This window comes from Natrinema ejinorense, from assembly GCF_002494345.1.
Lineage (GTDB): Archaea > Halobacteriota > Halobacteria > Halobacteriales > Natrialbaceae > Natrinema > Natrinema longum.
This window is the reverse complement of sequence record NZ_NXNI01000001.1, coordinates 3,110,557-3,126,204: the sequence shown is the minus strand read 5'-3', so window position 1 is coordinate 3,126,204 and position 15,648 is coordinate 3,110,557. Positions and strand designations below refer to the sequence as shown.

Below are 15,648 nucleotides of genomic sequence, written 5' to 3'. Positions count from 1 at the left end.
ATGGGAAACCGCTATCACCATCGTCTCGTGTCATCACAGCCTGCCCCGGTTCTCTCGACAGTGACGACTAGCCAGTAGCGAAGCGCCCACCAGCGCCTCGGTAGCAACTCTGCCGCCAAGAGTCCCGAATGCCAATCTGACAGAGACGAGTGGAAGCGGGTTCTTCCGCTACAGCTTCACCCCGACAACTGCCGCGATCTGTCGATATAGCAGTTGTTAGCCGGTTTCGTTTCCGGTTTCGTTTCCGGTTTGGTTGCCGGTCTCGTTTCCAGTCGTGTCGCCAGCACCGCCGTCACCTCCGACTTGAATATCCCCGATCATCGTCGTCGGGTGGATTTCGCAGATGTACGTGACCATCTCGCTGCTGGCCTCGAACTCGAGCCACTGGTCTTCGGGTTCGGTGACGACCTCCGTCTGAAGATCGTCGATGACCTCGTCGTTTTCGTCACGGATTTCGATGTTGTGCTGGGAACCATCGCCGGTCGTCCAGCCAATCTCGTAGGTTTCACCCTCTTGAAGGATGAGCGTCGGGTTCTCCGCGTCCGCGATCGAGTCGGGTGCGATGCCGAGCCAGCCGGCCGTCTGCCCGTCGAACTCGATCTGCGTGCCCGGATCGATCTCCACGCCGCCACCGCCAGTGCCGCCGTTCCCACCGTTCCCACCGTTCCCGCCGTTGCCGCCATTACCGCCGCCACCGCAGCCGGCGACGAACGCTGTCGATGTCGCGACACCTGTTAGCTCGAGTATTCGCCGTCGGGAGACGCGCTCGTCCTGTGTCATCGGGCTAACTATGGATCTCACATAGATAGTCCGACACCCGTATAATGCATGGAAGCCGAATCCGATCGGATCGTCTCATATCCGGACGTATCATATTCTCGATCGCGGACAGGGGCGTCGAAGGCGAGGATCGTGGACTCACCTCGTTGTGATAGATCTCTCGACAGGACAGTTACAGACCGATCGCTGCTGAAAGTCACTGCACACTCGATCGTACAACGGCTATGCGATCGGTGTGAAACTCAGTTCAATTGCCACTGTACTCTCCGACCGGTTCACCGTGGACGTGGGTGTCACCAGCATCGTCGGAAGACGTCTATATGTCGTCGGAAGGGCGGTCACGAACCCAAACCCTTGAATCCTCACGGTGAGTTGGACACGATAATGACCGACGTTGCGGATTCACCGTCCATCCGCCGCCTCTCCGAGTGGGACGCGGCCGAACTACGGACCCTCGCCGAGGAGTACGGCTCGCCGCTGTACGTCCTCGATCTCGAGCGCGTCCGCCAGAACTACCGGCGACTCGCGGCCGCGTTCCCGGACGCCGACGTTCTCTACGCCGTGAAGGCGAACGCGCTGGGCGATGTCCTGTCGACGCTGCACGAAGCGGGTGCTGGCCTCGAGTGTGCCTCCGCCGGGGAAGTAAAGCGGGCACTCGAGGCGGGTGCGTCGGGTTCGGAGATCCACTACACCGCCGTGAATCCGCCGGCGGGAGATCTCGACTGGATCGTCGACGCCTGGGAGGACCACCCGGCGCTGACGGTCACTGCGGGCTCTGTGGACACGATCGATCGCCTCGCCGACCGCGGCTACGACGGTCGGCTCTGTCTCCGCGTGAATCCGGGGATCGGTGCCGGCCACCACGAGAAAGTGCGGACGGGCGCGGCCGCCAAGTTCGGCGTCCCGGCCGAGCGCGCCGTCGACGTGCTCGCGGACGCAGCCGATCGGGGCTTCGACGTAGTGGGAATCCACGCCCACGTCGGCTCGGGCGTCTCGAGCGACCAACTCGACGCTCACCGGGAGTTCGTCGCGCGGATGGGCGACCTTGCAAGAGACGTTGCAGGGGTAGTCGGCGGCCTCGAGTTCGTCGACGTCGGCGGCGGCTTCGGCGTGCCCTACCACGAGGACGAGGAGCCACTGGCCCTCGAGTCGGTCGCGGACGCCACCCGGGACGCCCTCGGCGCGGTCGACGCCCGACTGACGATCGAACCCGGCCGCTACGTCGTCGCGGACGCGGGCGTGCTCCTCACCGAGGTGAACACCGTCAAGGACGCCCGCGAGACGACCGTCGTCGGCGTCGACGCGGGGATGACGACGCTGATTCGGCCGGCGATGTACGACGCGTATCATCCGATCCGAAACCTGACGGCCGACGCGGCCGCCTCGAGCGGTGCGGGTGAGCGCGAGACCGTCCCGCAGACGGTGGCCGGTCCGATCTGCGAGAGCGGCGACGTTTTCTGTGCTGACCGTGAACTACCAGTAAGCGAACGTGGGGATAGCCTCGCGATCGGCAACGCGGGGGCCTACGGCTACGAGATGGCGAACCAGTACAACTCCCGACCCCGACCCGCGTCCGTCGTCCGCGGGGACGGCGACGTTCGACTCGCTCGCCGCCGCGAGACGGTCGCGGACGTGATGCGACCGGAACGCGAGGCACGACGGACCTCCGTTGCGGACCGAAAGACCGACGACCCCCGAGCGACCGATTCCGACAACGACCCAGTACGATAGCACGATGACTGTCCCATTCCAGAAGTACCACGGCACCGGCAACGACTTTCTAATAATCCATGCGGACGAGCACGTCCCCGACCGGGGGGCACTCGCCGAACGCGAGTGCGACCGGGACGACGGCGTCGGTGCCGACGGGATCCTCTTTCTCGCCCTCGAGGAGCAGTTCGACCCGCCACGCGTCGTGATGACGCTGCTCCAGCCCGACGGCGCGACGGCACCCATGTGCGGTAACGGCGCTCGCTGTGCCGCTGAGTGGGCGATGGAGCGAACCGGCACCGACAGCGTGATGATCGACACGCAGGCGGGCACCTTACGCGCCGAACGCGACGGCGAGGACGTCGTCGTCGAGATGACCGCCCTCACGTTCGATCCCGAAGCGGTTCCGGTTCTGGCCGACGAGCCGGTCCTCCGCGAGGAAATCGAGGGCCTCGAGGTCTCGGTCGTCAACACCGGCGTCCCCCACGCGGTGAGTTTCGTCGACGACGTCGACGACGTCGACCTCGAGGAAATCGCGCCGCCAGTCCGCTACGCGGACGCCTTCCCGAAGGGAACGAACGTCTGCGTGGCGAGTCCCGACGGAAACGGTGGCTTCCGGCAGCGAACCTACGAACGCGGCGTCGAGGGCGAGACCGACTCCTGTGGCACCGGCGCGGTCGCCATCGCCGTCGTGGCGCGTCGCCTCGGCCTCACCGACGCCGATCCGGTCGCCGTCAGCCCGCCGGGCGGTGACCTCCGGGTAAGCTTCAACGACCGCGGGCGGCCGACGCTCGCCGGCCCCGTCGAACACGAGTTCGACGGCGAAGTGGCCGTTGAATCTCCACTCGAGCCGTGACGGACGCGGAGTCCCCCGATGGAGTCGGGACCGAGGACGCCTTCGATCCGATCGCGTTCCTCGAGACCGCCGTCCAGCACCCCTCCCACGAGGACGTCGGGCCGATGCGGGAGGTCCTCTGTGAGACGCTCGAGGCCCGCGGCATCGACCCACAGGTCGACGACGCCGGAAACGTGCTGGCGAGCCGCGGCGTCCCGAGGGACGAGGCCGAGACGCACGTCGTTTTGAATACGCACATCGACACGGTCTCGCCGCACGTCCCTTACGAGCGCGACGAAGACGCGCCAGAAGCAGAGGGGGGCGCGGTCGTTCGCGGTCGCGGCTCCTGTGACGCGAAGGGACCGCTCGCGGCCCTGCTCTCGGCGTTTTTCGCGGTCGAGCCGACGGACGGCCGCGTCACGCTCGCGATCACGCCCGACGAGGAAGTGCTCTCGACGGGTGCCTACGCGCTGGCCTCGAGCGACGACCCGCCCACTCGAGGCGCGGACGCGGTAATCGTCGGCGAACCCACTGATCTCGACGTCTGTACGGCTGCGAAGGGCCGATTCCAGGGAACGATCCACCTGTCGGGAGCGAACGCCCACGCCGCCGAACCCGAGACCGGGACGAACGCCGTCGCCGCCCTCGAGGGGGTGCTCGAGGCGGTTCGGACCTTCGGCGAGCGCGCGGACGCACCGCAGGCCCACCCGCAACTCGGCGCAGCGACGCTCACTCCGACCGTCGTCGAGGGCGGTGACGCGACGAATCAGGTGCCAGCCGACGCCGCGCTGACCGTCGACCGCCGGAGCGTGCCGCCGGAGACGGCCGACGAGTTCCACGAGGCGCTGACCGCGCACCTGCGAGCCGCCGTCCCCGCGGACGTCGGCCTCGAGTTCCGGTTTACCGACCGGCCGACGCCGTTCCTCGAGGCGTGGGATACCGATCCCGACGCACCGGTCGTCGACGCCCTCGCGGACGCGTCCGGCGGCGAGGTGCGTCCGTTCACGGCGGCGACGGAAGCCTCCTACTTCGCAGCCGACGCCCCGACGGTCGTCTTCGGTCCCGGCGTCCTCGCGGACGAGGACGGGGCCGTCGCACACGCACCGCGGGAGTACGTACAGGTCGAAGCGGTTCGCGAGGCGGCGCGAGCGCTCGAGGCGGCGCTCGCGGACCTGTTCGAGTGAGACGGACCGACTTCCGTTCCGGCGGATCTGGGACGGTTACGATAGCGACCGATATGGGTCCCCGAAACGTGATTTTGCGACCGGTTTCGTCGACCGGCAGACGGCGCGGATCGCGCCGGAACCCGTCTACTCGAGGTCGTCGACCAGATCGCTCGCGACGCCGGTGTAGCCCGCCGGCGTCAGTGCGTTGAGTTCCTCGCGAACGTCCTCGTCGACCTCGAGGTCGTCGAACAGTTCGCGGAAGTCCGCGAGCGTGACGTCCTTGCCGCGGGTGACGGCCTTGACGCGCTCGTAGGCGTCGGCCTGTCCCTCGCGTCGGAGGATGGTCTGGACGGCCTCGCCGATGATCTCCGGCGTGTTCTCGAGGTCCTCGCGCATGACCTGTTCGTTGGGGACGACCTTCGAGAGCCCCGACGCCGTCTTCCCGTAGCCGATCAGGCAGTGAGCGAAGGCACCCCCGATATTTCGCTTGACCGTCGAATCCGAGAGGTCCCGCTGGAGCCGGGAGGTGGTGACGTAGTCGGCGAGGAAGGTCAGATCCGAGTTCGCCTTCGAGAGGTTGCCCTCGCTGTTCTCGAAGTCGATCGGGTTGACCTTGTGGGGCATCGTCGACGATCCCGTCTCGCCCTCGACGGCCTCCTGGCCGAGATAGCGGTCGGAGACGTAGAGCCACACGTCCAGATCGAGGTCGAGCAGGACGGTGTTGGCCCCGCGGACGGCGTCGAACAGCGCCGCGAGGTCGTCACAGGGGTTGACCTGCGTGGTGAGGGGTTCGAACTCGAGATCGAGGCCGTCCTCGACGAACGCTCGAGCGAACGCCTGCCACTCCACGTCGGGGTAGGCGGCGTGGTGGGCCGCGTAGGTGCCGGACGCGCCGCCGAGTTTTCCCCGGAGGTCGTCGGTTGCCCGCCGGATACGGCCCGTCGCGCGGGCCAGTCGCGCGGCGTAGACGGCCATCTCCTTCCCGAAGGTCGTCGGCGTCGCGGGCTGACCGTGGGTGCGGGCGAGCATCGGAAGGTCCCGATACTCCCGAGCCATCTCGGCGAGCGTGTCGCGGACGTCGTACAGGGCCGGTAGCAACACCTCGTCGACGGCGTCGCGGACCAGCAGCCGATGGGCGAGATTGTTCACGTCCTCGCTGGTCAGCCCGAAGTGGATCCAGGCCGACGCGTCGCCGTCGTCGGGCAGCCGGTGGCGAACGAAGTACTCGACGGCCTTGACGTCGTGGTTCGTCGCCTCGAACTCGGCGTGGCCCTCGGTCTCGAGTTTCTTGATCAACTGGGCGTCTTCCTCGGCGAAGTGCTGATAGAGTCCCCGCAGGTGGGTGCGCTCGTCGAGGTCGAACTCGAGGGGCGTCGCCTCGAGGTCGGCCAGCGCGATCAGATATTCGACTTCGACGCGGACGCGGGCGCGCATGAGCGCGGCCTCGCTCGCGTATGGCGACAGCGGCGCGGTCCGGCCGTCGTACCGACCGTCCAGGGGCGAGACGGCGTACAGGGCGTCGGTCTCGGTCATACTGGTCGTTCGTCCGGGCCGTTGCAAAAGCGTATCGAAACGGCGAGCGTTCGACGCCACGAGCGTGCATACCTCTCCGAATCAGGTCTCGAATACCGCTGTAATTATACACGGATGTGCATATTATGGTGGTCGAGACCGCAACCACTTTGCCCCTCGCGGGCGGGGGTACGACCATGACGCGAATCGCCGGGATGGCCGGCAACCGAGGGCGCAACCTGTTGAACATCGCCGACCGCGAGCCGGGGGGAGCCGAGTTCGCCGTGATACTCGCGACCGACGCGGACGCACCGGTGCTCGAGGCCGCCGCCGAGCGCGGAATCGCGACCGAAGTCGTCCCGCTCGCGGACGAGCTGAGTCGCCGCGAGCACGAGGAACGGGTGCTCGAGGCCCTCTCGGGCTACGAGTTCGACCTCGTCTGCCTGGACGGCTACATGCGGATCCTCTCGGACACGTTCCTCGAGGCGGCACCCACCACGCTGAACGTCCACCCCGCGCTGTTGCCCGCCTTCCCCGGGATGGACGCCTGGGGCGACGCGCTCGAGGCGGGCGTCTCGGTGACGGGCTGTACGGTCCACGTCGTCACGGATGCGACCGACGAGGACGGGGCGGTCGTCGACGAAAAAGTCGACGCCGGTCCGATCGTCACGCAGGAACCGATCCCGGTCTACGAGGGCGACGACGAGGAGACCCTGAAGGATCGCGTTCTCTACGAGTGCGAGTTCCGCGCCTATCCGCGAGCCGTGAAGTGGTTCGCCGAGGGTGCGCTGGATGTCGACCTCGAGGCTGGCGAAGTCACCGTCGACGCCGACGTGGCCGGTGTCGACGACGCCGAACACGATGGTCTGCCGAGTCGGCGCGTCGTCTCGGACGACCGGGCGGACACGCTTCGCTACGGGGAAAACCCCCATCAGGACGCCGCGGTCTACGCCGACTACACCACCGACGAGGCCAGCGTCGTCCACGCCGACCAGTTGAACGAGGGTGCGAAGGCACTCAGCTACAACAACTACAACGACGCCGACGGTGCCTTGAACCTGATCAAGGAGTTCGACGAGCCTGCGGCGGCGGTCATCAAGCACACGAATCCGGCGGGCTGTGCGACCGCCGACTCGCTGTCCGAGGCCTACGAGAAGGCCCTCTCGACGGACCCGATGAGCGCCTTCGGCGGCATCGTCGCACTGAATCGGGAGTGCGACGCCGCGACCGCCGAGCAGGTCATCGACTCCTTCAAGGAGGTCGTCGTCGCCCCCGGCTACACCGACGACGCCCTCGAGGTGCTCTTCGAGAAGGACAACCTGCGCGTGCTCGACGTTGGCGAGTTGGGTGAGCAGACGGAACGGTTCACGGAGAAGCCCCTCGTCGGCGGCCGACTCGTACAGGAGCGTGACCTGCAGTCGATCTCGGCCGACGACCTCGAGATCGTCACCGAGCGCGAACCGACCGACGAGGAACTCGAGTCGATGGTCTTCGCGTGGCAGACGCTCAAGCACGTCAAATCGAACGGGATCCTCTTCGCGACGGGCACCGAGACGGTCGGCATCGGGATGGGGCAGGTCTCCCGCGTGGACGCGGTTCGACTGGCCGCGATGAAGGCCGACGAGCACGCGGAGGGGAAAGACGCCGAGGGCGCGATCATGGCGTCGGACGCGTTCTTCCCGTTCCCGGACGGCATCGAGGAGGCCGCCGAAGCCGGCATCGACGCGGTGATCCAGCCCGGCGGCTCGGTCAACGACGAGGACGTGATCGAGGCCGCGGACGAACACGGCATGGCGATGGCGTTTACGGGTCAGCGATCCTTCCGACACGATTGAGGGCCGTAGCGAGTGCGACGAGCGAACAGCGTTTTTCGTCCGCCTTTCTGTGCGAGCGGTGACCGAAGGGAACCGTGAGCCGCGGCAGGATTATAATGCGCGAGGGCTTCGGAACGAATCGGCTGGGGAAGACGTGGCGATTCCCCATAGCAGACGCTCGCTGCCGTCATGTCTCACCTCGGTGACGAAGAACTGCTACAGCGGAATCGTGATCAACCGCACGATAACGAGCACCATACTGAGCACGCCCAAAACGACGAACAGCGCGTTCTCGAGGTCCGGATCGCCGGGCTCGATCGGCGTCGAACTGGCTTCCGGCGCGTAGTCGTCGTCCTCGATCGGTCCGTCGTCGGCCGTGCCGATGTCGTCGTCGGAACCGGAGAGATCGAGCGGGATCCGATCGTCGTCGGCCACGCCCCACTCGTTTCCCCTCGAGTCGGCGCTGGTATCGTTCTCGGACGGGTCGTCCGTCATAGCAGGTCGTACTCGGTCCGCGATCAAAAACCCGCGGTCCGATCGCGGCGGTTCAGGCTCGTTCGGTACGGTCGTCGATCGTCCCGCCGTAGACGACGCCGCGTTCGGCGTCGACCGTGACCGTTTCGCCGTCGGTCAGTTCCGTCACGTCCGCATCGCTGATCATGGGGATCCCCAGTTCGCGGGCGACCAGCGCCGGATAGCCGGTCATTCCCCGTTCGGCGTTGACGATGCCGGCGATCCGACTCGTATCGCCCGTAAACTCCGCGTCGAAATCGGCGGGCACCGCGAGGATGGCGCCCTCGGGAACGGTCGTGAGATCGCCGTCCGTGATCCGAACCACGGGGCCCGTTGTCCGCCCCTCGACGACGACCTGCCCGGTCGTCAGCGCGTCGGCCGCGACGTGGACCTTCAGCATGTTCGTCGTGTTCGCTCCCTCGAGTTCGGTCATCATCCCACAGAGGACGACGACGGTGTCCCCGCTTTCGGCGACGCCGGCGTTCAGGGCTGCCTGCACTGCGTTCTCGACGACGGCGCCGGCCCCCTGCTCCGAGACGTTGGCATACAGCGGCGTCACACCCCAGGTCAAGGCGAGCTGGCGGCGAACCGACTGGTTCGGCGTCGAGGCGACGACCGGCACGCCCGGGCGATACTTCGCCGTTTTCAGCGCCGTGTACCCCGATTCCGTCGCCGCGACGACGGCGTCCGCATCGATATCCCGCGCCAGGAACCGTGCCGACCGAGCCAGTGCGTCGGTTCGTGCTTCGCCCGACGCCGGGACGCGCTGCTCGAGCAACTCGGCGTGCTCGTTGGAGCCTTCCACTTGGCGGATGATGCTGTCCATCGCGTCGACGACTTCGATGGGATGATCGCCGACGGCGGTTTCGGCCGACAGCATGACTGCGTCGGTCCCGTCGAGGACGGCGTTGGCGACGTCCGAGGCCTCGGCCCGCGTCGGTCGGCGGGCGTGGACCATCGAGTCGAGCATTTCAGTCGCCGTGATGACCGGCCGCCCCGCCTCGCGACACTTGCGGATGATCCGCTTTTGAATCATCGGGACATCCTCCATGGGACACTCGACACCGAGGTCGCCGCGAGCGACCATCACGCCGTAGGCGGCGTCGATGATCTCGTCTAGGTTCTCGACTGCGCCGGCGCGTTCGATCTTCGCGATGATCGGGATATCCACACCCTGTTCCTCGAGGACCTCACCGACCTCGTAGACGTCCTCGGCGTCCCGAACGAAGCTCGCGGCGACGAAGTCGACGCCCTTCTCGGCGGCGAGTTCGAGGTCCAGTCGGTCCTGCTCGGTAACGACGTCGAGATCGAGTTCGACGCCGGGGACGTTGACGCCCTTGCGCCCGCTCAACTCGCCGCCGGTGTCGACTCGCGCCCGGACCGCGTCGCCCTCGTGTCCCACGACAGTCGCCTCGATCAGTCCGTCGTCGAGCAGGACGCGATCTCCCGGCTCGACGGCGTCGATCGACACCGAGAGGCCGACCGTCTCCGGCGTCGCCTCCTCGCCCTCGACGAACCGGATCTCGGAGCCGGTCTCGAGCGATACTGTCTCCCCCTCGGGCAACGGCGCGGTCCGGATCTCCGGTCCCTTCGTGTCGAGCATGACCGCGACGGGCTCCGTTCGCTCCTCGTCGACCGCGCGGACCCGATCGATGAGTGCCGCACGATCCTCGCGGCTGCCGTGACTCGCGTTCAACCGCGCGACGGACATGCCGGCCGCGGCGAGCTCCCGGATCGTCTCCCGGTCGCTCGAGGCAGGCCCCAGCGTGCAGACGACTTTTGCGTTTCTCATGTCGAAGACTAGCGCCAGCAGCCTCTAAAAGATGATCACTTACTCGCCTTCGAGTTCCTGTCTCGGGACCGGCCGCTCGTCCCGTCGCCTGCCACGCGAACCGTTTTCCACGGATCGCCCTTCCCACCAGACATGCCCACCTACGCGACGCTCGTCGACCTCGCCGATCGCGACATCCAGAACGTTCAGGAATTCGCGTCGATCTGGGGCGAAATCCGAACGGAGTTCGAGGAACACGGGGCGCGACTCCGCGATTCCTACGCCACGCTCGGCGAGCACGACTTCCTCATCGTTTTCGAAACGGACGACAACGAGGCGGCGTTCAAGTCGGCGGTGACGCTTCACCGACACGGTCTCGAGGGCGAGACGATGGAGATGGTCAACACCGACGACATCTCGCAGTTCGTCGACGAAGTCTGAACGGTCGACAGCGACGATCTCAGTCCCTCCGACTCGTCGAGCCGCCGGCGATCGAGCGCGTACGATCCACGATCAGGTGCGTCGGTAGCCAGAAACAGCGGAAAACACGACAGGAAGCGGGTGGAAAGACGCTCCCGGAGCTATCGTATCTTCTCGCCGACTGCGGCGTCACCGCGGGTAGTCAGCAAATCGGTTTCCTCGCCGGCTGCGAGGATCATCCCGTTGGATTCGACGCCGAACAGTTCGGCTTTCTCCATGTTCGCGAGCAGGACGCACTTCTCGCCCGGCAGTTCGTCGAGATCGTGCAGCTGCTTGATCCCGGCGACGACCTGTCGCGTCTCGAAGCCGATGTCGACCTCGAGACGCGCGAGGTCGTCCGCGCCCTCGATCCCCTCGGCCGATTCGATCCGGCCGACACGAATGTCCAGTTCCTGGAACTCGTCGAAACCGATTCGCTCCTCGGCCAGCGCCTCGAGATCCTCCGTGTCCGTCATACCGTCGGATTCGTCCCCGCCGGTGTCGTCGCTTTCGGTTTCTGCGTCGTCGGCGTCCTCGTCATCGTCGTCGGAGGCCGCTTCGACGCGGTCTTCGAGCTTTGCGGTGAGTTCCGCGACGCGGTCGTCCTCGATCTTCTCGAAGAGCTCGCCGGGTTCCTCGAAGCGCCGTGGCGGGGCCTCGAGCGCATCCTCGAGGTGTGCGTCCGCAACGTCGCCGTCCTCGCCGATCTGTGCCCACAGCGCCTGGGCCTTGTCGGGGGTGATCGGATCGAGCAGGACGGCGACGGCCTTGGCGATCTGGACGCAGTCGCGGATGACCTGTGCGGCTGCATCGGGGTCGTCGTCGGTGAGCTTCCAGGGCTCGTTGTGCTGGATGTACTCGTTGCCGAACTGTGCGAGCTGGGTCGCCGCTTGGCCCACGCCGCGCATGGAGTAGTCGTTGACGCTCTCGCGGACGTCGTCGATCGCGCCCTCGATTCGCTCTCGGACTGCCGCGGAGACGTCTGCCTCCGGCGTCCCCTCGTAGTTGCGGTAGGCAAAGAGCAGCGAGCGGTACCAGAAGTTGCCCACGGTGCCGACGAGTTCGCCGTTGACCGTCTCCTGGAAGGCATCCCAGGAGAAGTCGACGTCCTGCTGGAGCCCGCCCGTCGTCGTCAGGTAGTACCGCAGCAAGTCCGGATGGAATCCTTCGTCCAGGTACTCCTTCGCCCAGATCGCCCGGTTCCGGCTCGTCGAGAGCCCCTTGCCGTTGATCGTTATAAATCCGGTCGCGGCGATTCCGCGGGGCTTGTTGTAGCCCGCGCCCTCGAGCATCGCCGGCCAGAAGATCGCGTGATGCTGGATGATGTCCCGGCCGATGATATGCATGATCTCGCCGTCGCCCGTCCAGACCTGCTCCCAGTCGAACTCGTCGGTGCCGACGCGTTCGGAGTACTGCTTCGAACTCGAGATGTACTCGATCGGGGCGTCGACCCAGACGTAGAGGACGAGGTCGTCGCCATCGGCATCGTCTCCTGGGTAGTCGATCCCCCAGTCCATATCCCGCGTGATACACCAGTCCTGCAGGCCGTCTTCGATCCACTGCCGGGGCTGGTTGCGCGCGTTTGACGTTCCCTCGAGGCCGTCCAGGAAGTCGGTGAGGAAGTCGGCGAACTCGGAAACCTCGAAGAACTTGTGGGTCCGCTCGCGGTATTCGGCCGGATTCCCCGTGATCGTACTCGTGGGGTCTTCGACTTCGCCCGGCTCGAGGTGGCGCTGACAGCCCTCGTCGCATTCGTCGCCGCGGGCCTTCTCGCCGCAGTAGGGACAGGTCCCCTCGACGTAGCGGTCCGGGAGATACTGGTCCGCATCCGGGTCGTAGGCGACCTGAATCTCCTTTTCGTAAATATGCCCCGCCTCGTCCAGCGTGCGGACGATCTGCTGGGTCGTCTCGACGTTGGTCTCGTCGTGGGTGTGGCCGTAGTTATCGAAGTCAACGTTGAACTTTGGGAACGTCTCCTCGTACTGGCGGTGCCAGTCCAGCGCGAACTCCGCCGGATCGACGCCCTGTTGTTCGGCGTTGACCGCGACCGGCGTGCCGTGCATGTCCGATCCACAGACGTAGATCGAGTCCTGGCCCAGCGTCCCCAGCGCGCGGTTGAACGCATCTGCACCGATATACCCCCGCAGGTGACCGATATGTAAGTCGCCGTTGGCGTATGGCAACCCACAGGTCACGACGGCGGGTTCGTCCGTCGGAAACTCCTCGTGGCTCATGCTCGTCACGTTGCGCTCGCGGGCGTAAAACCCGCCGGTTTCGATCCTCCGATCGGCGACCGGTTTCGTCTCCCGGTCCCGTCCTCGAGGGCGCTCACGAGTGCCGAATACACGCTACGCGGTGCTCGCCGACTTGGTCGCGGAAGAAGACGCTCGAAGCGGGATTTGAACCGCGGTCGCAGCTACGCTGCTCCCTGATCCAAATCCCCCGTCCCGTTCTCGGCGGTCGGACGTTCGCAACACAGCAAGCTGGTCGCTCACGAGTTTGAACGTCGAGAAAGCGCCCGAGGCGGGATTTGAACCCGCGTCACAACCGTGACAGGGTTGTATGATGGGCCACTACACCACCCGGGCTTGCAACTGTTCGTTTCCCGCTGATGGTATTAAGGGTTTTGCTCCGCGACCGTTATTGTCGTATCGTGACATATTCTGCTCTCTGCCGAGCGAAGAATCAGCCAGCATCGATCGATTGCGTCGAATACGACCCACTGTCAGGCATATTATAGCTGTGTGCTCGAGGCGAGATTTGAACGACCTGAACTCACTCGCTCCACTCGTTCGTTCCGTCGTTCAAATCCCCCGTCCCGTTCTCGACGGTCGGACGTTCGCAACACAGCAAGCTGGTCGCTCACGAGTTTGAACGTCGAGAAAGCGCCCGAGGCGGGATTTGAACCCGCGTCACAACCGTGACAGGGTTGTATGATGGGCCACTACACCACCCGGGCTTCATCACATCGTTACCCGGTAGTGGTATTAAGGCTTTTCAATTGGATACCGTGTGGTACGGGCAGCCGCGCCACGATCACCGTCTCGAGCCCGCTCGCTCGTCATCTGTGTCATCAGATCACACGACCCACAAGGAATATAACGGAGAACCGGATACTCTCGAGTGTGATCGACGGTTCCGGTCAGGTCCGCCCGGCCGGATAGCTCCGCTTGTGGCTCGAGTTAGTAACCGTTAAATGCCTCCCGACGCTACCTGCCTGTAGTATCCCGTGACAGCCGCTTCTCTCCCAATAGCCGACACGCACACCCATCCCAATACATGGTAGACGTAAGCCAACACGAACTGGTTCCGGAGCACACCGTCCTCGATGAGGAGACGCTCGAGGGCGTGCTCGAGGAATACAACATCGATCGTACAGATTTACCGAAGATCAAGCGTACCGACCCCGCCTTGCCGGACGAGGCGGAAATCGGCGACGTGATCAAGATCGTCCGGGACTCGCGGACGACCGACCAATCAATCATCTATCGACTCGTGGTGGAATAAATGGCAACGGAACTCAATCGCGACAAACGACGAGAGATCTCGCGCGAATACTTCTCGAAGGAACGGATCGCCGAACACCACTACCGCTCGTTCAACGCCTTCCTCACCCGCGGCATGCAGGAAGTCGTCGACGAGAAGGCGACGATCGATACGGACATCGGGGACAAGGAAGGCGAGGAACCGGTCCACGTCGAACTGGGCGACGTCCGCGTCGTCACGCCCCGCGTTCGCGAGGCCGACGGCTCCGAAGAGTTGCTTTACCCACAGGAGGCCCGGCTTCGTAACATCACCTACTCCGCGCCGGTCTTCATGGAGATGTCCATCGTCAAAGGCGAGGAGGGCGACCAGCGGGTCGTCGACTCGACCGAGACGAAGATCGGCCGGATGCCGATCATGGTCGGCTCCGAGAAGTGTAACATCGCCGGCTTCTCCGACGAGGAACTGATCGAGATCGGCGAGGACCCCGCCGATCCCGGCGGCTACTTCATCGTCAACGGCTCCGAGCGGGTGCTGATGACCAGCGAGGACCTCGCGCCGAACAAGATCCTCGCCGAATACGACAGCAAGTACGGCGACGAGATCCAGGTCGCCAAGACCTTCTCTCAGCGCCGTGGCTACCGCGCCCTCGTGTTGTGCGAACGGAACCGCGAGGGACTGCTCGAGGTGTCGTTCCCCTCGGTGTCGGGCTCGATCAACTTCGTGACGCTCGTGCGTGCCCTCGGACTGGAGTCGGACGAGGAGATCGTCCACAAGGTCTCGAACGACCCCGAGGTCGTCAAGTACATGCTCGAGAACCTGGAGGAAGCGGAGGTTCAAAGCGAGGAAGAGGCTATCGAGGAACTGGGCAAACGCGTCGCCTCCGGCCAGGGGAAGAACTACCAGCTCAAGCGCGCGAATTACGTCATCGACCGCTACCTCCTGCCCCATCTCCACGAGGACGGCGTCGAGGAGGAAGACGTTCGGATCAACAAGGCCCACTACCTCTGTCGGATGGCCGAGGCCTGTTTCGAACTCGCGCTCGGCCGGCGCGAATCCGACGACAAGGACCACTACGCGAACAAGCGACTCAAGGTCAGCGGCGACCTGATGAAAGACCTGTTCCGGACCGCGCTGAACAAGCTGGCCCGGGACGTCAAGTACCAGCTCGAGCGCGCGAACATGCGAAATCGCCAGCTCTCGGTGAACACGGTCGTCCGATCGGACGTCCTGACCGAGCGACTCGAGCACCCGATCGCGACGGGCAACTGGGTCGGCGGCCGTTCGGGCGTGAGCCAGCTGGTCGACCGGACGGACTTCATGGGCGTCCTCTCACACTTGCGCCGCCTGCGCAGTCCGCTCTCGCGGAGCCAGCCCCACTTCGAAGCGCGGGACCTGCACGCGACCCAGTGGGGCCGCATCGGCCCCTCCGAGACGCCGGAGGGACCGAACTGTGGGCTCGTGAAGAACTTCGCGCAGTCGATGGAGCTCTCACAGAACGTCGAGGACGAACAGGAACTCAAACGCGAACTCGCATCGATGGGGGTCGAGGGCATTCCCGGCCTCGAAGGGATCGAACGAACGGCAGCGTCAGGGGACGACTAA

The 15,648-nt window shown here is 65.4% G+C and carries 12 protein-coding genes and 2 tRNA genes; 7 read left to right on the top strand and 7 right to left on the bottom strand.

From position 1 onward, the window contains the following. Nucleotides 1–216: 216 nt before the first annotated feature. Nucleotides 217–747, bottom strand: a complete 531-nt coding sequence (locus CP557_RS15510; protein ID WP_097381672.1) for a cupredoxin domain-containing protein — start codon at nucleotides 745–747, stop codon at nucleotides 217–219. A gap of 417 nt (nucleotides 748–1,164) precedes the next feature. On the opposite strand from CP557_RS15510, the gene lysA reads away from it, so the two are divergent. From lysA to CP557_RS15495, 3 genes are read left to right on the top strand one after another with little or no spacing between them, the layout of a single operon-like run. Beyond that, entirely contained in the window at nucleotides 1,165–2,511 is a 1,347-nt protein-coding gene (gene lysA, locus CP557_RS15505) for a diaminopimelate decarboxylase (RefSeq protein WP_097380735.1), read from the top strand. 4 nt (nucleotides 2,512–2,515) lie between these two features. After that, the gene (gene dapF / locus CP557_RS15500) at nucleotides 2,516–3,346 is read left to right on the top strand and encodes a diaminopimelate epimerase (protein ID WP_097380734.1); all 831 of its coding nucleotides are present in this window, start codon (nucleotides 2,516–2,518) and stop codon (nucleotides 3,344–3,346) included. Then, nucleotides 3,343–4,509: a M20 family metallopeptidase gene (locus tag CP557_RS15495; RefSeq protein ID WP_097380733.1), complete on the top strand. Its 1,167-nt coding sequence runs from the start codon at nucleotides 3,343–3,345 to the stop codon at nucleotides 4,507–4,509. Before dapF ends, CP557_RS15495 begins: the two co-directional genes overlap by 4 nt. A gap of 126 nt (nucleotides 4,510–4,635) precedes the next feature. Here CP557_RS15495 and purB read toward each other — a convergent pair whose 3' ends face one another. Further along, nucleotides 4,636–6,024, bottom strand: coding sequence for an adenylosuccinate lyase (gene purB, locus CP557_RS15490; RefSeq protein WP_097380732.1), 1,389 nt, complete (start codon nucleotides 6,022–6,024; stop codon nucleotides 4,636–4,638). Nucleotides 6,025–6,200: 176 nt separating this feature from the next. Here purB and purH point away from each other — a divergent pair, with 176 nt between their 5' ends. Beyond that, nucleotides 6,201–7,838 carry a bifunctional phosphoribosylaminoimidazolecarboxamide formyltransferase/IMP cyclohydrolase gene (purH, locus tag CP557_RS15485; RefSeq protein WP_097381671.1) on the top strand — a complete coding sequence of 546 codons (1,638 nt, stop codon included), beginning with the start codon at nucleotides 6,201–6,203 and terminating at the stop codon, nucleotides 7,836–7,838. Nucleotides 7,839–8,033: 195 nt separating this feature from the next. On the opposite strand, the gene CP557_RS15480 is transcribed toward purH, so the two are convergent. Both CP557_RS15480 and pyk read right to left on the bottom strand, forming a co-directional pair. Next, a complete protein-coding gene (locus tag CP557_RS15480) occupies nucleotides 8,034–8,312 on the bottom strand; it encodes a DUF7312 domain-containing protein (RefSeq protein WP_211290217.1) in 279 nt (92 codons plus the stop codon). 52 nt (nucleotides 8,313–8,364) lie between these two features. Further along, on the bottom strand, nucleotides 8,365–10,122 hold the full coding sequence (pyk, locus tag CP557_RS15475) for a pyruvate kinase (protein WP_097380731.1): 1,758 nt from the start codon (nucleotides 10,120–10,122) through the stop codon (nucleotides 8,365–8,367). Nucleotides 10,123–10,254: 132 nt separating this feature from the next. Here pyk and CP557_RS15470 point away from each other — a divergent pair, with 132 nt between their 5' ends. After that, a complete protein-coding gene (locus tag CP557_RS15470; RefSeq protein WP_097380730.1) occupies nucleotides 10,255–10,542 on the top strand; it encodes a GYD domain-containing protein in 288 nt (95 codons plus the stop codon). 140 nt (nucleotides 10,543–10,682) lie between these two features. On the opposite strand, the gene metG is transcribed toward CP557_RS15470, so the two are convergent. From metG to CP557_RS15455, 3 genes are all read right to left on the bottom strand, one after another. Further along, a complete protein-coding gene (gene metG, locus CP557_RS15465) occupies nucleotides 10,683–12,794 on the bottom strand; it encodes a methionine--tRNA ligase (RefSeq protein ID WP_097381670.1) in 2,112 nt (703 codons plus the stop codon). Between the two features lie 281 nt (nucleotides 12,795–13,075). Next, nucleotides 13,076–13,148, bottom strand: a tRNA-Asp gene (locus CP557_RS15460). Between the two features lie 298 nt (nucleotides 13,149–13,446). After that, nucleotides 13,447–13,519, bottom strand: a tRNA-Asp gene (locus CP557_RS15455). A gap of 320 nt (nucleotides 13,520–13,839) precedes the next feature. Here CP557_RS15455 and CP557_RS15450 point away from each other — a divergent pair. Together CP557_RS15450 and CP557_RS15445 are read left to right on the top strand one after the other, a co-directional pair. Next, a complete protein-coding gene (locus tag CP557_RS15450) occupies nucleotides 13,840–14,067 on the top strand; it encodes a DNA-directed RNA polymerase subunit H (RefSeq protein ID WP_097380729.1) in 228 nt (75 codons plus the stop codon). Further along, nucleotides 14,068–15,648, top strand: a complete 1,581-nt coding sequence (locus CP557_RS15445; protein ID WP_097380728.1) for a DNA-directed RNA polymerase subunit B'' — start codon at nucleotides 14,068–14,070, stop codon at nucleotides 15,646–15,648.